Origin of the sequence: Rhodococcus sp. YL-1 (assembly GCF_001942025.1) — a bacterium.
In the GTDB taxonomy this organism is placed as follows: Bacteria; Actinomycetota; Actinomycetes; order Mycobacteriales; family Mycobacteriaceae; genus Rhodococcus_F; species Rhodococcus_F qingshengii.
Genome location: NZ_CP017304.1, coordinates 209,371 through 229,374, shown reverse-complemented (window position 1 = coordinate 229,374; position 20,004 = coordinate 209,371). Strand labels below are relative to the sequence as shown.

Annotated in this window: 3 protein-coding genes and 1 pseudogene; 2 read left to right on the top strand and 2 right to left on the bottom strand. The window is 61.4% G+C overall.

Annotated features, from left to right (window positions below; translation table 11 throughout):
• Positions 1 to 57: 57 nt before the first annotated feature.
• Positions 58 to 892: pseudogene (locus BH682_RS35795) on the top strand (transposase); the annotation flags it as partial.
• Positions 893 to 1,187: 295 nt separating this feature from the next.
• Positions 1,188 to 1,757: an arsenate reductase/protein-tyrosine-phosphatase family protein gene (locus tag BH682_RS35045; protein ID WP_075836645.1), complete on the top strand. Its 570-nt coding sequence runs from the start codon at positions 1,188 to 1,190 to the stop codon at positions 1,755 to 1,757.
• Positions 1,758 to 2,257: 500 nt separating this feature from the next.
• Here the strand turns inward: BH682_RS35045 and BH682_RS35040 are convergent, their stop codons facing one another.
• Entirely contained in the window at positions 2,258 to 3,766 is a 1,509-nt protein-coding gene (locus BH682_RS35040; protein WP_083954829.1) for a polysaccharide biosynthesis tyrosine autokinase, read from the bottom strand.
• 116 nt (positions 3,767 to 3,882) lie between these two features.
• The gene (locus tag BH682_RS35035; RefSeq protein WP_075836643.1) at positions 3,883 to 19,974 is read right to left on the bottom strand and encodes a non-ribosomal peptide synthetase; all 16,092 of its coding nucleotides are present in this window, start codon (positions 19,972 to 19,974) and stop codon (positions 3,883 to 3,885) included.
• Between the last annotated feature and the right edge of the window lie 30 nt (positions 19,975 to 20,004).

Here is a 20,004-nt window from a genome sequence, read left to right as displayed (position 1 = left end):
GCAGTCTCGTCCCGCCTATCTTCGTGAGGTCATAGGATTCAACCGCCTTGGTCTGCTTCTATTCGTCGAGTGGACACCGGCGACGACACACGCGCCGAGCTCGGTGTGCTCGTCGGCCTCGACGACGATCTCTCCGGGGAAGCCACCCGGAGCAGCAACCGAATCCCGCGGACTGCTGACTAGCCTTCATCCAGCCCTCGAATGTGCCTCGGACTGCGAATCACGCACCCCGGAGTGCTCGAAATCCTCTCCCGCTGCGGAGGCCCCGCAGGAATACGCGCCGCCGGGAAACGCACACTGGCCGCGATCACAGCGAAGAACGCGCCACGTACGGCTGCCAGACTCGCTGCCGACATCTTTTCCGCTCTCGAGGCGCAGACCGTCGTCGTTCCTGGATTGCGGCCGCTGATATCATGCTGGCAACACTTGCTGATTCACTGAAAGTGATTCTCCGGCAACGAAATCCATCGGCGACGACGTGGAGCGGATGCTCAATGCCCACCCTCTTTCCCTGGTCCTGACCTCCATGCCGGGTGTCGGCGTGAGGACAGCAGCACGAATCCTGCTCGAAGTCGGCGAGGGATCAGTATTCGCTTCCGCTGGCCATCTGGCCGACTATGCCGGGATCGCAGCCGTGACCCATCAACCTCGATCCACGGAGTACACCCCCTGGTCGGGTAACCGTAAACTCACACGCGCACTGCCTTTCTCGGCGTTCGCGGCCCTGCACGACCCCGCCAGCCCACGTATTACGACCGCAAACGAGCCGACGGCAGAATCAACGCGACCCTCATCTGACTCGCCAGACACCGCTGCGACACCCCATTACGTCACGCTCAAGAACCACGAGCCCCTAGACGAAACCTATAGGGTGCCCCCAATTCCAGTAGCAGATGCATTGGGCAAGCACGACATTCGGAATCGGCGACCTAGTCGATGCACCGCTGTACCGTCGACACCTATAGCGTGAATCGGAGCGGGTGAACGGCAAGTAACCGCGGGCATGGTCGGGAAACCCCAACGGTCGGGCAATGTCTCTGATCGGCGGACTCGCACGGCAATGCAAACGGCGGATCTCCCTACCAATCCTCCGATGAAATCACCCCCGCAACGTCGTCGCAGGCGGTTGATCGTGTCGCCGAGTGTGGGAATACTGGCAATGACGACCGAGCACATATGCTCGAGTTATGCACGTTCTCTTTGTCTGCACAGGAAACATTTGCCGATCACCTACGGGGGAACGACTCGCGAATGCGTTTGCCCAAGAAGCTGGAGTTTCGGATTTCACGGCGTCGAGTGCAGGTACCCGAGCGGTGATCGGTCATCCAATCGAGTTGACAGCGGCAAAAGTCTTGGAGGGCTTGGGAGGGGCGTCCGGCAATTTCCGTGCGCGACGCTTGACCGCTCGGATCGCGTCGGAGGCAGATTTGATCCTCACGATGTCTGAGCGTCACCGTGACAAGGTACTTGGATTGGCGCCGATGCAATTCAGGCGGACCTTCACGTTGCGCGAAGCTGCTCGCCTAGCGGAAGAGTCGGCCGCCAGCACTGTTGCCGAACTTGCGGACGCCCGCACACGATACGGAGTGCGGGATGCCGAGGACATCCTCGACCCGATCGGCGCCGATGCGGCAGTGTTCCAAGACGTTGGAAGTGAGATCGCCGAACTTCTCGGGCCGTTGCTCCAGCGGTTAATTATTCCTTCTCGTCGAGATCTGTCTCTCTCTGCTCCAGAGACATCTTCTGACACTGGATAACTGGCTGCTGACCCGGATGAACCTCCCAGTGCACTGTCGCTTTGCAAGCATGCGTTGCTGTGGTGCGGATCTTCCGAATGGCGTAATGAAATCGATGAAACGCGGGCTCTCGATCACAATCTACGAGATGAAACGCGGGCTCTCGATCACAATCTACGACAAGCCCCTGCCGACTCTCGACCGGCAGGGGCTTATTGTACAGCGGTTTATCAGCTCAGGCTGAACAAGGCAGCGAAAATCGATCCGACTGCTTCCAGAATGCCATCGATGGATGGTACACCGATATCTGAACTGAGACTAAAAAGCGAACCCAACATTCGATCCTCCGAATCCTCTAATTTCGAATGGCGGATTGCCATCTCGAAGATAGTATCAATGCGTACCGTGTCCGGTGCGAAAACCGATCATGGACAATAGTTTTCCGCTGCAAAGAAACTATTTCCCGCTCAACAGGTGTAATGCTGCGAACGCACGTGCTCCCAGCGTTGACTGGGAGCACGTCAGTCACGATAACGATGATTCGTCCGGTTAGTTTTGACCTCGAACTCCTGGGTTGATGCATCGCTGAACTTCGGCGACTCGTAGTGCGGTGCGGTGGGGTCGGCAGCGGGTACCGCCGGCGCCGTCTGCATCCGGGGTGTCGACTGATCCGACTCGTAGTAATACTTGTAGTCATACCCGCCTCGCCCATTTGTCGGCGTCATGGTGATCACGGTGCCCAGAATTCTCGCCCCGACGCTGTGAAGGTTCCCCACGGCGCGTGCTAGCTGATCCCGTTTCGTAGTGGCATGTCGCGCAATGACCAAGGCACCGTCAGCCATCGCAGCCAGCACGGCTGCATCGGTGACGGGGAGCAACGGCGGCGCGTCGATGATGACGTATTCGTAGCGAGCACGAAGCTCGGCCAATGTCTGTCGTGCGTGATCGGTGCCGAGCAGTTCACTCGGATTCGGGGGGATCGGCCCCGATGCGAGCACCACCAATCCTCCCAGATTGGTGCGTTGCAATACATGGTCGAGTTCTGCTTGGCCGGACAGCACCGAACTCACACCCACATTGCCGATCAACCCTAGGTATTTCGATACTCGCGGCTTACGTAGGTCGCCTTCCATCAGGCAGACCGACTTTCCTGCCTCCGCCAGAACGAGAGCGATGTTGACTGCGGCTGTCGTCTTGCCTTCGGCGGGCAGCGAGCTGGTCACCACGATGACGCGCGGCGGATTGTCCACCTCGAGAAATTGAAGGTTGGTTCGCAGTTCACGGTAGGACTCCGCGCTGTCGGAGTTGCCGTCGTGGAAGTCGATAGCGTGGCGGGTCTGCATTTCTTTGTCGAATGGAATGGTTCCCACCATTGCCGCCCCGGCGACTTCTTCCACTACACGGCGGTCCTTGACCGTGTTGTCGAGTCGGTCGCGCAGAACGGCGAGCGCGATGCCCAACAGCAGACCGACCACCGCGCCGAGCGCGAGGTTACGCTGTATTTTCGGTGATACCGGCGTTGTGGGTGTTTCTGCCTGCTGTTCGACGACCACACGCGCTGCGGGCACTCCGCCCTTCTCTGGGGTTTCCAGTTCCTTTGCCATCACCACGAACTCGTCCGACAGTGCGTTGGCGATATCGCGTGCACGCTCGGGCGACGTGTCCTGGACGCCTACGTCGATCAGAACGGTGTCCGGTGCGGATGTCGCAGTGACCTTTCCGGCCAGGGTCTTCGCCGAAATCCCTCCCACTGTCGCCGAGCCGAGCGCGTCGATGGTGCGCTGCGCGAGCGTTTGTCCGGTCAATAGCTTGGTGTACGACGTCACACGTTGCTGTGATAACAGGTTTCCCTGATATGCCTCGTTGACCGTGCCCCCCAACGAGGTCGAGACGAACAGCCGGGTCGAAGCTTGGTAGATCGACGTGGAGAGCAACGAAGCGCCCAGTGCGCCGAGGATCGCGACCACCGTAATGCCGGCGATGATCTTCCAACGCGTCTTCAATATCTTCAGGTAATCCTGTACGTCCATCTTTGAATCCCTTTCAGCTCACGCGCTCTGTTACGCGTCCGAGCAATGGCGTGTTCGTGCGTGCGACATTCGTCGGTGTGGCGATGTTGAATGAAGACAAATTGTCGGTCGTTGTTCTATGTCGAATCGGGGCCTTCCGCGCGTCGTATGATGCGCAGGACGTGTGGAAGGACGCCGGACGTGAGCATTTCGGCATGCGCGGCCGCGACTGGGTGCTCGCGAACTGTCGCTACACGTTTCGACCATCTCTCCGCCAGATCATGGTCTCGCCCAGTACTTTTCTGTGCCACAGCGAGGTCCACGCGACCTGCATAGTGACGCGGTTCGTGGTCACTGGCCATCCTGGCGAGTTTCTCCACTCGGGCTGTCGCTGCTTCGAGAAGATCCGCTGTGATGAACTCCAAGTGTGTTCTGCGGCGAATTTCACGGGCGGCTTGTTCGAATGTCATCAGCGACACGCTGGGTGTGTCGGTGCCGGTTTCCGGCAGTCCGAGCTCGAGCATCAATTCGCCCGGTGTTGGAGCGCTTTGTCTGATCGGGATCATTTCAGGCGGCAAGGTGTCGAGCATCACAACTGATCCGACTTCTGCTCCGGAATGCGTGAGTTGCACAGCCATTTCCTGTGCCAGCGTTCCGCCGAGCGACCATCCGAGAAGGTGATACGGGCCCTGTGGCTGGATCGACCGCAGCGCGTGCACGTATCGCTCGGCGAGCGCGGCAATTGTTCCGGGTAGCTCGCCGGGACCGCTGGCTTGCACGCCGTAGACACGGCGACCGTCGAGATGCTGCGCCATTTCCGCATAGCACCACGCCATTCCGCTGACCGGATGGATGCAGAAGAGGGGTGGGCGCAGATTTTGAGGATCCCCACCCAAACGGATCACGGTGTCCATGGAATGGGACCTTTCACCGGTTTGGATCAGTGTGGCGAGTTCGGCCACGGTCGGGTGGGTGAAAATCCACTGAACTTGTACCTCACGGTCGAGATGGTCCCGTAACGCGGCTGCGACATCTACTGCGCCCATGGACGTACCACCGATGAGGAAGAAGTTGTCATGGCGTCCTACCGTTTCGGTTGCGGTGTTGTGTGTGAAGGCTTCCGCGATCACGACTTCCATTTCGGTCTGCGGTGATTCACCGACATGGTCGTGGCGGTGATCCGGTGAGGGTAGGGCGAGCCTGTCGAGTTTTCCCGACGGTAGTAACGGGACGGTGTCCAACACTGTGATGGTGGTCGGTACGAGGTGGCGGGGCAAGACTGCGGAGACGAACATCCTGATGTCATTTGCGTCGACCGTGGCATCGTTGACCGTTACGTACGAGGACATTTGGATGTGCTTTGCCGTCTGCGACGAGACGATGGTCGTCGCGAACGTCACGGCCGGGTGTCTCCGCAACCCGGCGTCGAGTTCAGCCGGTTCGACACGAATGCCGCGAATTTTTACCTGTTGATCGTTGCGACCGACGAATTCGAGTAGTCCGTCACGTCTCCGCCTGCGAACGAGGTCACCGGTGCGATACATTCGTGCGCCGTGGCGGTGGGGGTCGGCGACGAAGCGGCCAGCCGTGCGCGGTGATGCGTGGATGTATCCGCGAGCAAGATTGTCACCGGCAATGTAGAGCTCGCCTGTTACCCCGGCCGGAACTGGATTCAACCGCGTGTCGAGTACCAATGCGGTGGCGCCGTGAACCGGGGTCCCGATGGTGACGTCTGCATCAGCAATTTGCGGTGATGTCGTTGCCACGATGGTCGTTTCGGTCGGTCCGTACCCGTTGAACAGGCGATGGGTACGCGACCACTGCTCGGCGAGGTCGGCGCTCAATGGTTCGCCCACTGATTCGACGACCATCGAGGGGAGCGTGCACGGGTCCATCGTCGAGAGGACGGTGGGTGTCGCTATCAGGTGCGTGATTTCGTGGTGGATCGCGAACTCCGTCAGTTCACGTCCGGCGAAAACGAAATCGGGTGCCATGACCAAGGTTCCGGCCGTTGAGACCGCAAGCAACAGTTCGCGGACCGCGGCGTCGAAGGTGGGCGACGCCAGCTGGAGTACACGCGTGCCGGTGTCGGGATCCGGCGTCGCGAGGTGAGTTGCACAAATGTTCGCCAGCCCACGATGGGATACTGCAACGCCTTTGGGTGCGCCGGTGGATCCGGAGGTGTAGATGACGTAGGCGAGGCTGTCAGGGCTCGCCGTTCGTGCACCCGTCAGCGTCGTGGCGGTTAGTCCGACCGGAACGACGGGTATCCAGTCCAGCTGCGAGGGAAGGTCGGGGTTCGCGGTGTCCCCCGAGAGTCCGACCGTCGCGCGTGAGTCGGTGACGATCCACTCGAGTCGGTCGCGCGGCTGACTCAGATCCAGGGGCACCCAGGCGGCGCCCGCTCTGGCTACGGCCCACAGTGCCACTAGCCATGGTTGACCTCGTCCGGTGGCGATCGCGACGACGTCGTCGGGTCCGATGCCGCGGTCCACGAGTTCCTGAGCGCAGTGGGTGGACTGGTTGAACAGTTCGCGGTAGGTCGTATGCCGACCGTCGACTTCGAGGGCTACAGATTCGGGGGCATTGGTGGCGGCATGTTCGAACATGTCGGCCAGAGATCGTGGGGGAACGGAGTGCCGTCCCTGGTGAGGTAGGCTCGCCCGTTCGATCGCGGTGAGGAGATCGATGTCTCCTACGGCGGTGTGCGGGTGGGCCACGATGTGCGTCAGTATGCGAGCGAATCGTTGGGTCAGGAGTTCGGCGGTTGTGCACTCGAACAGGTCGGTGGCATAGAGCAATCGCACGCGTAGAGCATCTCCGAGATCGGTGATGTCCCAGGTCAAATCGTAGTCTGCAGCAACGCGCTCTTCGCCCGGCGCTTGCGTCTCTGACTGCCGGAGCGGAGTGATTCCGGGTACGTCGTGCAGGGTGTTCGTGCGTTGATAGGCGAGCATCACGGTAAAGAGCGGTTGCTCGTTGGTTCTGCGCGGCGGGGCAATCCGTGCGACCACGTCGTCGAAGGAAACGTCTGCATGGGCCATCGCGCCCAGATCGACGTCTCTGACGTGATCGAGGAGTTCGGAGAACGGCATTCGCTGGTCGATGGTCGTTCGAAGCGCGACGGTGCCGACCATCATGCCGACCATCCCCAGCAGATCCGGACTATTGCGCAGACTGACCGCTGTGCCGACCACTACGTCGTCGGTAGCGCTTTCGCGCGCGAGGAGAACGGCGAGCACGCTGTGCATGAGCATGAACACGGTGACCCCGCGTGAGCGGGCCAATAACATGAGGCTCTCGTAGAGATCCCCGTCCACGGTGTCGTGGACCAGAGCACCTTGTTGGGATGCGATTGCGGGCCGGGGTCGATCGGCCGGAAGCGCGAGCGCATCTTCCGCACCGGCGAGAACGGTTGTCCAGTAATCTAATTGGCGATGAGCCAGGGATGTCGGATCGTTCGGCCGTCCGAGCACCGCACTCATCCACGCGCTGTAATCGTGGTAGTCGAGGGGCAGCGGATCCCACATGGGTTGATGTCCAACGACTCTCGCGGACAGTGCGGTGCCGAGGTCTGAGAGCACCGCGTCCATCGAACCGCCGTCGAGGGCGATGTGGTGCACTACCAGTACGAGGGCCCGAGTGCCGGTCGGACCGACCATCACCTGCGCGCGCACCGGCGTCTCGCGCTCGAGCCGGAATGGGGACGAGGCGAATATCGCTGCGCTCTGGTGCAAGTCGTCGACAATGATGGGATCGAACTCGACCGGTTTCGTGTCGGTCACGACCTGGTGTGGCCCGGCGGAGTCGGACGGGAAGACGGTGCGCAGAATGCGGTGTCGTGTCAGCACATCGTTGGCCGCCGCGGCTAACGAGTCGAGGTCGAGGTCCTCGTCGAGGGTAACGGCGAAGACGAGGTGGTATGCCGATGAGTCGGGATGAAGTTGCGCGGTCAACCATATCCGTTGCTGAGCAGGAGCCAACGGAACACGGTCACCACTTTTGCGCGGGACGAGGGGTGGGCGGGCGGAAACCTCGTCAGCTGAATCGAGCCATCGTGCCATCGCACGCGGCGTCGAATTCTCGAACACCTCACGAACGGGTACCTCGCGGCCGAAGGCTGCCGACAACCTGCTGGCGACGGCCGTGGCAGACAGCGAGTCTCCCCCCGATTCGAAGAAATCGTGGTTTACACCGACAATGTGCGGAACATGATGTGACATCACTGATGTCACGAGTTCTTCGGTGGGTGTGAGTGGTCCAATCTCTGCAGTGCGGTTTCCGAGGTATGTGCGCAATGCATCGACGTCCACTTTCCCGTTGGTGGTCAGAGGCAGGGCCGCCAGTGTGATGATGCGTGTCGGGACGAGGTACCGGGGAAGTTGCACGATCAATTCACGCTTGAGTTCGTTCTCGTCGTACCCGGGACCGGATCCGACGACGAATGCGGTCATCACGTCGTCGACCAAAATCACACGAGCAGCTTTTACGTCAGGTTGTGCGCGCAGGACGGCTTCGATTTCGGCCGGTTCGATTCGTACGCCGCGAACTTTGACCTGACGGTCCGTCCGGCCGAGGAAGCCGAGTTCGCCGTCCGATCTGCGGTGCACCAGATCCCCGGTACGATATCGTCGCGCGCCCTCCGGTGCCGCTACGAAGGCGCTGGCAGTCGTCGCCGGATCTCCGAGATACCCCATCGCGAGTCCAGGGCCGTTCAGATAGAGCTCCCCCACTCCCCCGAACGGAATCGGTCGCAGTCCGTAATCGAGTACCTCGGCCCCAGTGCCGAGGATGGGCGCGCCGATGCCGATTTCGGTCTCCGAGCGCACGTCGATCTCCGCGAGGGTGGCCACGACACTACTTTCCGTCGGACCGTATGCGTTGAGCATCCGTGTTCGGCGACTCCAGTTGTGTGCTGTCCGAGTCGACAGAACATCGCCACCGACTGCAATGAGTTCGAGTAGTGGCAGATTGTCCGGGTCCAGCGTCTCGAGCACTGCTGGCGTCGATAACAAGTGCGTGACACAGTTTTCGTTGACGAACTTCTCGAGTTCTCGACCTCCGTACACATCGGTCGGCGCAATCACCAGTGTTGCTCCCGAGCCGAAGGCGAGCATCATCTCGAGGAGGGCCGCGTCGAAGCTGGGGTTGTACCCCTGCAGGACAATCGAATCCGAGTGCATTCCGTATCGATGGACTGCCACGTCCGTGAGTGCGCCCAGGCCCTGATGCGTCACCGCGACTGCTTTGGGGGTGCCGGTCGAACCGGACGTGTGTATGACGTAGGCGATGGCCTCCGGAATCTGCCTGCCCGGGGCTGGACTGAGGGGTTGGAGGACTGTACGCATCTGGTCTCGACGGACGTCCGGGAGATCAGGGGCGATCGGAGCGAACGCTGCTCCGGTTTTGGTGATTCCCCAGAGCTGGACGATGTACTCGATCGACCGCACTGCGTTGATCTCCAGTACTGCGCCCGGTCCGGCGCCCACAGCAACGAGTTCTTGAGCCACCATGTTCGAGGCATCGTCGAGTTCACGATAGTTCAGCGTCCGGGTGCCATCGCTGACTGCAATGTTGTGGGGAAACCGTGCTGCGGTCGCCGTGAGAATCTCGGCCAGAGTTCGAGAAGTATCCACCGGCGTCGACGCCCACGCGGGAGCACAGATCGTGGTCGCGTCGGCCACCGTCGTCGACGGATCGGCGAGCGCATGACTCATGACGTCGGTGAACAGGTCGGCGACCGATCTCGCTGTCGCGGCCTCGAATGACTCACGGCTGTAGATGACGAGGCCGTCCGCGCCTCCGTCCATTCTCTCGGTCAGCGAGATTTGCATATCGAATTTCGCTGCGCCGGTGTCGATTTCAACGACGTTGACGGTGAGGTCAGTGAAGTCAAGGTGTGGAACGGTGAAGTTTTGCAGTGCGAGCGCGACCTGCGGTGCTCGGCCACCGAGGATGGCGCTCAGGACCTCGACCGGTACAGCGCTGTGCTCGAACGCTGCCAGATCTGCATCGCGCACTTGATCCAGGAGATGTTCCATCGTCAGGTTTCCGTACACATGCGTTCGCAGCGGGACGGTGTCGACGAACATTCCGATCAATCCGTCCAGAGCAGTCGAGCGCCGCGCATCGACTGCGGTGGCAATCACGATGTCGGGGGTCCCGCTCAACCGATAAAGAACTGCAGACAGCACCGCGTGATAGATCATGAAGGGCGTTGCGTGCGCACGGCTAGCCCATTTCGCCACGGCCTCCGTCGTCTGGGCGGACAGTGAAAACGACTCTCGGCCCGCCTCTCGCGGCCCACCCAAGGCCCGGCGATCGGGAATCAAGGGCGAGACCGTGGTGACCTCGGAGAGCGCGGATTGCCAATGATGTACCGATTCCGTGGCAGTTTCGCTTTCGTGGTCCCACAGGGCGTAATCGGCGTACTGGATCGGCAGCGGATCCCAAAAAGGGAGTGTTCGGTCGCGGTAGGCGGCGTATGCCGCCAGGACGTCGCGGACGAGTGGCACCAGTGAGCCTCCGTCAGCGGCAATGTGGTGCAGGTTCACCGCCAGGACGTGGTGGTCCGCCGAGAGCATGAACAACCGGACACGAATTGGTAGTTGTGTGCTGACGTCGAAGCCGTGGGACGCGAATGCGTGCAAAGCACTGTCCAGCGCAGTGTCGGCGAGGGGATGCGGTTCGAGGGTCAGCGTCGGTACCGGAAGGATCCGCTGGACTGGTGGACGCTGAGGGTACGTTGTTCGGAGGATTTCGTGCCTTCCGAGCACTTCGTTGACTGCGTGTTCGAGCGCGGCACGGTCGAGTCGTCCGCGTAGATCCACGGCGAGGGGCAAATTGTAGGCACTGCTGCTGGTGTCGAGTGTGTTCAGTACCCACATCCGGTGCTGCTGACGGGAGAGTGGAATGTCTTCCGGGCGGGTTCGGGCGGCGATCGTTGTGATGTCCGGTTCGGGAGGTGATTCTTCCAGTGCCGCAGCCAGTTCCGCCACGGTGGGGTGTGCGAAGAACAGCTTCAGTGAGATCGCCCGTCGGAGGTCTGTTCTCAGACGCGAGCTGACCTGGGTGGCTAGCAGCGAATTTCCGCCGTGGTCGAAAAAGTGTGTGCCGCGCCCTATTTCGTGGTTTCCGAGTACTGCCGCGAACGCCGCTGCCACGGTGCGCTCGATGTCGGTGTGAGGGGGTTCGAAGGACACCACTGATTTCTCGGGGGCGGGCAGCGCTCGAGCGTCCAACTTTCCGTTCACGACGGGTGGAGCGCTTTCGAGGACCACGACCGCTGCGGGAACCATGTACGCGGGCAGCACGTCCGCCAATTTCCTGCGTAGATTGTCGCCGTCGAGGTGGGTGTCGCGGTGAGACCACACGTACGTGAGCAGAATCGACGTCCCGGCGGTGTTGGGTTGCAGGATTGTGGCACAAAAGTCGATGTCGACGATCGCCGCGATCGCCGATTCGATTTCGGCGGGTTCGACTCGGACGCCGTTGATTTTCAATTGCGCGTCATTGCGGCCGAGGTAGTGCAGTCGAGGGCCTATGTCGGTGTGCTTCCATCTGACCAGATCGCCGGTTCGATACATTCTCGTGCCGCCGGTCGCTGCCACGAAGCGTTCAGCGGTCCACTCCGGGTGTTCGGCGTACCCGCGCGCCAGCGCGGCACCGACAAGATACAACTCTCCGGTTACGCCGGGCGGCACAGGTTCCAGGTAGTCGTCGAGAACGAGAGCGTCGACGCCGGGAATGGGGTATCCGATCGGGACGTCTTGGGCGGCCGCGATCAGTGGTTCGGTCGCAACCGTGTACATGGTTGCTTCGGCCGGGCCGTACCCGTTGACTACTCTGCGTCCGGGTGACCACCGTTCTATCAGTTCGGCGCTCAGTCGTTCTCCGCCGAACATCACCATTTCCAGGTGGGGCAGGTCGGTGTCGCCGATGGTGTTCATCACTGTGGGGGTGACGCACAGATGCGTGATGTGTTCGCGTTCGAGCAAGGTGGTGAGTGCACGGCCGGCGAGCTCGACATCCGAGGCCAATATCAGCGTTGCCCCGCTCGATCCGGCGATCAGCACTTCCAAGAGAGTCATGTCGAATCCGGGGGCACCGCGGTGTAGGACTCGTGAGCCGGGAACTGCGTGGTAGCGGGTTGCCAGATCCGCCGCCAGTGCCCCCAGGCCGGCATGGGTGACCACGACCGCTTTGGGGGTGCCGGAGGTGCCGGAGGTGAATACGACGTATGCCGCACTGGCGTCTCGCGCCTTCTCTACGATTCGGTCCTCGGGCAGGGATGCACCGGCTCCAGCCGGGCTGAGGGCATCGGCGGTGCGGTCGGGTGGGTGCGCGGGGTCGACCAGGGCAGGTGCTGCTCCGGTCTTGGCAATCGCCCACAGTCGGATGATGGAGTCCACCGTCCGGTCGGCTGTCCATGGAATGAACCGTTCCGGACCGGCACCAGTAGCACGCAAGTCGGCAGCGACGTCGTCCGAGCGACGATCGAGGTCACGATAGGTCAGTTCCTCACCTTGGCCGCGCACCGCGAGCGCATCCGGCGCGATCTGTACCCCGCGGGTGAGCATCGACGCCAAGCTGGTTCCTGCGGCACTTCCGGTACTGCGGGCGGGTAACAGCGCCGAGCGTTCGGCGTCGTCGAGGAGGTCGATACGGCCCAGAAGCGCTCCCGGGTCCTTAGCGACCTGTTCGAGTACCCGTACGTATCGTTCGGCGAAGCCGCATACGGTCGCGTCGTCGAACAGGTCGGCGTTGTAGGCGAATTCCAACCGCATCGGTCGCCCGTCGGCGGTGTCCGTGATGTTGAGTTGCAGATCGAAGTTCGCGTGTTCGAATTCCGCGGTCATCGGGGCGAGGGTCAGCCCCGGTAGCTCCCACGTCGTCGGGCGTGCAGCCTGGAAAGAGAGCGCCACCTGGAACAGCGGATGATGCGAGGGGGATCGCGTCGGGTTCAAAAGTTCGACCAGCGTCTCGAAAGGCATGTTTGCGTGGGCGTAGGCGGCGAGGTCTTGCTGGTGAACGTGGCTGAGGAAATCGGCGAACGAGGCTGTTCGGTCGACTGCGGTTCGTAGGACCAATGTTCCGGCGAACATTCCCACGAGGTCGTCGAGCTGCGGGTCGGATCGACCTGCGGACACCGTCCCGATCGGGACGTCGGAGCTGCCGGTGTACCGAGAGAGGAGCACAGCAAGCGCGGCGTGCATCACCATGAACGTGGTGGCGCGGTGGTTTCGCGCAAGGGCACCGATCATCGTGTGCAAGTCGTCGTCGATGTCGACGTGATGCGATCTGCCTCGACCGGACGCGGTTAGCGGTCGGGGGTGGTCGAGCGGCAACGTCACTTGTTCGGGTAAATCCGCGAGGTTCCGTAACCAGTATTCTGAGACGTGCTCCGGCACCCCTGAGTCACGTTGCCAGATGCTGTAATCGATGTAGCGGATCGGCAGCGTTGTCCATATGGGTGCGATGCCTGCCGCTCGGGCGGAGTATGCGGTGAGGGCATCTCGGATCAGGACGTCCATCGACCAGGCGTCTGCGGCGATGTGGTGGATTATCAGCGCCAGAAGGTGTGTGCGGTCGTCGATGTGGAAAAGTTCGGCGCGAAGGGGAGGGTCGACGGTGACGTCGAATCCCGTCCCTACCAGTTCCGCGATCCTGTCGATGACCGAGTCGGCGTCGGTCGGCACGGGTAGGAGTGTCGGAGCGACCAGGTGTGGATCGAGCACCAGTTGGCGTACGCCGTCTGCGCCGATCGGGTAGATGGTTCGGAGGGTTTCATGTCGTAGGACGACGTCTTCGGTGGCTTCGCGCAACGCGACAGTATTGACGTCTCCTTCGATGCGTAGGAGTACGGGAATGTTGTATCCCGCTGCGGCGGTGTCGAACTGGTTGAGGATCCACATGCGATGTTGAGCCGGGGACAAGACCGGTTCCGCATCGTGTCCGGCGCGCGCGAGCGGAATGCGGTTGCGACCGCTTCCCGTTCCCGAGGGGCCGATTCGGGCTCCGATGCCCGCGGAGAGCTCGTTTGCTGTCGGGTGCTCGAATACCTCTCGCACGTCGATGTCGATGTCAAAGACCTCGCTCAGGCGCACAGCCAATCGCGTTGCGATCAGAGAATTGCCGCCTTGGTCGAAGAAGCTGCGTGTGACATCAACGGTTTCGAGGTGCAGGAGTTCACTGAATACCGCCGCGACTGCTTCTTCCATCGGATCACGTGGCAGGCGGGTGGGCGGTTGATGCGGAGTTGGGTCCGGCAGGCCATCTCGGTCCAGTTTGCCGTGCGTCGTGGTCGGCAAAGTAGGTAGCGACACGATCAGCGAAGGAATCAGGTGCGTAGGCAGTTGGTCGTGTAAAGCCGCGGCGACCTCTTTGACGTCCACTTCGAAGTCGGGCGCTATGTAACCGACGAGCGCCGGCCCGGTAGGCAAATGACGCAGAACGACAGCCGCCTGTGTGACCTCGGGTCGGCGCAGTAATACCGACTCGATCTCCCCCGGTTCGATTCGGTATCCGCGAAGCTCGATCTGGCTGTCGGCCCGGCCGATGAAGGTCAGTACCGCGTCCCTCGCACGCACAAGGTCGCCACTGCGATACATCACCGAACCGGCGAAGCCGGGTTCGGGAACAAACCTGGTCGCGGTCAACGCCGGCTTACCGGAATACCCGGAGGAAACTTGAGGTCCGGCAACATACAGCTCACCGATGGAGCCTTCCGGCACCTGCCGCAACGATGCATCCAGTACGTAAGTCCGTAATCCTGGAAGTGCCGAGCCGATCATCGATTCGGCGTTCGTCTCGGGAGACACCTCCTCTTCTTGGTGTCCAGCGCAGATCTCGAATGCCGTGACGTGCACCGTTGTTTCGGTGATCCCGAACATATTCACTGCCCGCGTGTCCCGGTGATGATCGAGCCATCGCCGGACCGGATGAAGGTCCAAAGGCTCGCCGCCGAAGATCAGCAGACGCACCGGAAGGTCGACAGTGTCGGTGTGCGCTGCGAGAACGTAGAAGGCTGACGGGGTCTGGTTGAGAACAGTCACTCCTTCGCGCACCACCAACTCGACGAATTCGACAGTGGAGCGAGCGACATACGGGTCGACCGGGACCAACCGCCCTCCGGTTGCCAACGCGCCCCACATCTCCCAAACCGAGAAGTCGAAAGAACCCGAGTGGAACATCGTCCACACGTCGTTCGCTCCGACGTCGAAAATGTGGTCGGTGGACGCCAAAAGCGCAGCGATGTTGGCGTGGGAAACTACAACGCCTTTGGGCGCGCCGGTTGAGCCAGATGTGTAGATCACGTACGCGTCTTGCCCGGGCATTGCCCGGCGGCGCCGGGCAATGCCCGGATCACCGACCGCGTCGACATCGACTAAATCGCAGCCGAAATGTTCCAACTGTGAGACAGCGGATTTGGTGCACAGAAGGTGTGTCGGTGCGGCGTCGGAGAGCAGATGCTCGATTCGCGCGTCGGGGTAGGCGAGATCAACCGGAACATAGACGCCGCCCGCCCGGACGACTGCGAGCACTGCTAACACGAACTCCGCCGAGCGCGGTACGGCAATCGCGACCCGATCACCGACTCGGACGCCGCGCTCGACCAGCGCGCCGGCGAGCTCTGCCGAGCGCTGTTCGAGTTCGCCATAGGTGACGTGGTTTCCGTCTGCGCTGACGGCGATTGCGTCGCGGTGTGCCGCGGCCTGCGTCAAAAACAGTTCAATCGGCGTCCGTGCCGAGAGGCGGGGTGCGGGTTCGATATGGGCATTTTCGGTGTTTTCGGTATGTTCCTCACTGCTCAGTACGTCCACAGCCCGAAGAGTGATGTGTGGGTCGGTGGTGACCGCTTCGCATACGCGCAGTAGCCGTTCCATCCAGTTCGACGCTGTCTCATCACCGAACAGATCACTGGCGTAGCGGAGTGATCCTTCGATTCCTCCGGGTGCTCCGTTGGCGAGAAAATCCTCCCGAACGGTCATCTCGATATCGAATCGCGCGTGCTCGAGCGCGATACTTACGCCCTTTGCGTGGAGCGAACCGAATGAGGCTCCGATGTCGGGATCGACTACATCGAGAGCAAGCATCACACGAAAGAGCGGATTCCTGCTGTGACCTCGGTGTGGCGCCACTCGATCGACTACCCAGTCGAAAGGTACGTCCGCGTGGGACATGGCGGCGAGGTCGACTTCTCGCACCTGCTCGAGAAATTCGACGAAGGTGTCGGCTGGCCGGGTGCGGGTACGGAGCGCGACTGTACCGACGAACATGCCTACTGTGGAATCGAAGGCCGGGTGCGTACGCCCGGAAGTGGGTGTCCCGATAGCGAAATCTTCTGCACCCGTGATCTTGTGGAGCATAATCGCGAGCACCGCGTGCAACGCCATGAAGAGGGTGGCATTCTGTTGACGCGCAATCGTAGTCAGTTTCGTGTGAATGTCTGCCGGTATCTCGAATCGGAGGGACCCCGCCGGTGGTTCTACCCCGGGCCGACGTCTCCCGTCGGTGGGTAGATCCAGATGCGCCGGCAAGGCGCGTAAAGCACTGTCCCAGAATGTCAACTGTTCGTGAGCGAGACTTCCTGCATCTGATGGATCGCCGAGCGCAGCCCGCTGCCACAGCGAGAAGTCGCGATAATCGAGCTCTCGTGTGGCCCAGCCGGGGGTCGTTCCTCGGGAACGAGCATGATAGGCCTGGGCGAGGTCGGCGACGACAGTTGCGAACGAAAGTCCGTCCACTGCAATGTGATGAGCGACGACCGTCAGTCGATGCTTGAGGTCGCTGGAGGACGTGAGCACCAATCTGAGGGGCAACTCCGAGGTCACGTCGAACCCCCGTCGGGCCGCGTCCGCCGCCAGGCCCTCGTATTCCTCGATCGGTACCGGCGCCAGAGTTGTCGTACCGTGTTCCAGACTTTGCAGAGGTGTGCCGGAGGGACCGCTCGGATATGTCGTCCGCAGGATGGCATGCCGGTGCTCGATATCGGCAAATGCCTGAGCGAGAGCGGTGGAGTCCAACGGTCCGTCGAACGTCACCTCGAAGGCAATGTTGTAGGCAGACGATTCTGGAGCGATGCGCGAGAGTAGCCAGATTCGCTGTTGTGCCAGTGAAGGTTCCACCGCGGTGTCAGCTGGGACGGACACGGGTTCCGGTTGTGCTGTTTCGTTGACATGGCGACGCATGCGGCGTGAGAGCCGAGCCGGAGTCGACGCATCGAAGACGTCGCGGACCCCGACACGTGTGTTCAGTGCAGCGGCGAGCCTGTTTGCGACATACACCGCTCCCAGTGAGTTTCCGCCTGCGGCAAAGAAGTCGGTGTCCGCTGTCAATGCTGGGATTCCAAGTACATCTGCCATGACGGTGGCGACCAGATCTTCATGATGATCGAAGGTGGATTGCCGCGTAGCGGGTGTGATGGGTCGAGGGGAGGGTAAGGAATCACGGTCGATTTTGCCGTGCGCAGTCACCGGCCATTTCGAGAGCACGGCCAGGGTGGTCGGCAACATCGCAGCGGTCAGCACCTGCGTGAGGTGTTCCATGATCAGAATCGTGTCAAGATCGTCGGCGGCCAGGCCTGAGCTCGGCACGACATAGGCTGCGATGTTGCCCTCGTCGACTACAGCGAGGGCCGATCCGACACCAGGGACCGACGCGAGAGCAGCTTCCACTTCCCCCAGTTCGACACGAACACCGCGGATCTTGACCTGGTGGTCTGCTCGTCCCACAAATTCGAGTTGCCTGTCGACCGTCCAACGCACCAGGTCCCCGGTGCGGTACATGCGGTTCGCCGGGCCGCCGAACGGTGCAGCAACAAATCGCTCGGCGGTGAGAGCCATTCGGCGCATGTACCCGCGTGCCAATCCTGCGCCCATCAAGTACAGCTCACCTGTGGCGCCGATCGGACTCGGTTGCAGTCGAGAATCGAGCACGACGGTCGAAACGCCGTCGATCGGCCGACCCAGGGTGATGCGTCGGCCCGGTTTCAGCGGTTCACTCATCACTGCGGTGACGGTCGCCTCGGTAGGGCCGTACGAATTGACGACTCTGACGTGCTGTGACCATTGCGCGATCAGGTCAGGGGACGGTGATTCGCCACCGACGTTGAGTGTGCGTAATTCTGGCAGCGAACTTGGAGTCATCGATGAAGGCACAGCCGGAGTGGCAAGCAGGTGGGTTACCTGTTCTACGCGCAGGAAGTCCGCCAGGTCTATCCCGCCGACCAGCCCGGGCGGCACCACCACTGCGGTTGCGCCGCTCCCATGTGCCAGAAGGAGTTCCATCATTGCAACGTCAAAAGACGTCGCGGCCATGTGAGCGATCCGGGCTGATACGTCGACCTCCAAGCTCCGGACATGAGCGTTCAGCAGTGTCGCGGCACCCCGATGGGTAACTGCAACGCCTTTCGGTTGTCCGGTCGACCCCGAGGTGTACACCACGTAAGCGACGTCGTCGAGGGAAGGAGCTCGCGGTCCGGGTAACTCCCGCTCCCCCGCCTCAGTGAGATCGCTGTCGGCAATACCGACCTGCTCGACACATGCAGGCAGTCGAATTGCTCGTGATGTGAGGGCAACCCTCACGCGAGCATCGGTCAGCATGAATTCGATGCGCTCGGCCGGATACTCGGGATCCACGAACAACAGCGCAGCACCGGAGCGGACTACGGCATGAAATGCGATCACCGATTGCACCGAACGTGGGGCGAGGATCGCCACCACGTCGCCCGGACCGATACCGTGGTCCACCAACCTGGCGCACAGTACGTTCGCACGGCTCCCGAGCTCGCCGTACGTCAGTTCTTGTCCGGTGGCTCGGAGAGCCACTTTCCTGACCCCGCCGACGTGCGCCCCCATGGACAGAATCGTTGGGAGCGTTGCCGGCTCGCGTGCCGGCAACCCTGCGCTGGGTACCAGTAGCCGGCGCTCGTCGGTGGTGAGCACCTCGATCTGCCCGACGGTGGTCTCCGGCGGCACGGTCACGAATTGGTCGAGTGTGCGCTCGAATTGGCGGCAGTGAAGGTCCAGATCGCGTGCGGTGTAGAGGGCGGGGTTCGCTTCGAACCCCAATCGCAGCTCGGTGCCGGCGACCGAGGGATAGATGCTGAAGAACAAGTCGTCGATCGGGCCTGAGGTCAGTAGGTGAAATTCTCCCACTATCTCGCCCAGCCGAATCGTTTCGTGAAACATCATGATGTTCACTGCCGGCCCCGCCGAATCGCGGGTTCCATCATGCTCTCCGTGGATGTGCATGTCTTCGTAGCGGAAGCGCTGATGCCGTAGCGCTCCGGTCAGCTGTGTGGAGAGTTGCTTCACGAGTTCAGCCGGAGTGGATTCGGGATCGATCGCGACACGAAGCGGCACGATGTTCGCGAGCATCCCACCGGAACGTCGCATGGCTGCAGTGGTCCGCCCGGAAATGGGCAAGCTCAAAGCGACTTCCGTGGCTCCGGTCATCCGCGCCAGGTACAAGGCGTAGGCGCCGGCGATCACCGGGACTTCGCTCGTGTTCCACGTTTTGGAGACGACCGCGATCCGTAGAGTGAGTGCCGGATCCATCGTTCGGGTCACCATGCGTTGCGGCATTGACGGCGACGCGCGCCGTTCGGTCAAACGCACAGGTTCGGGCATATCAGTAGTGAGCGCAGCCCAGTATCGCCGGTCTGTTTCGAATCGGGAGGATGAACGATAGGACATGTCCAGCTCGTACAGTGCTTGCAGTCCGAGGGCTTGCAGTGGCGCTGGCTTCGTATCTTCGAGCATGTGGGTGTACCACGATGCCACCCGATTCATCAGAGTCATTGCCCCATGCCCGTCGAGCACGAGATGGTGGGCATGCGAGTACCAAAAATAGTGATTTTCGTTCACGTGCAACAGCGTTGAGGCGATCAGGCGATCGACCATCACATCGAGCGGATGCGAGTACCGCTGCGTCATCCAACGGTGGGCATCTTGAACTGGGTTCTCGCTTCCTCGCAAGTCGACATACCCAAGTGCATCTGAGATGGACGGGTCGACCGTTTGGAGCGGAGTTGCGTCCGTCTGGATCAAACGTACGAAAGCAGACTCGATCTCCCGGCTTCCGCGATCTGTCGCTTCGATTAGCACGGACAGATCAACGTAGCCGCGAATTTCCACATATTGTGCTACAACGAATGGGATCGACGGACTCACCTGTTGGGCGAGCCACAACGCTTGTTGCGCGCGAGAGAGCGGGAATGGGTTCAAAATCTATCCCCTCACTTTATCGACCCGGTT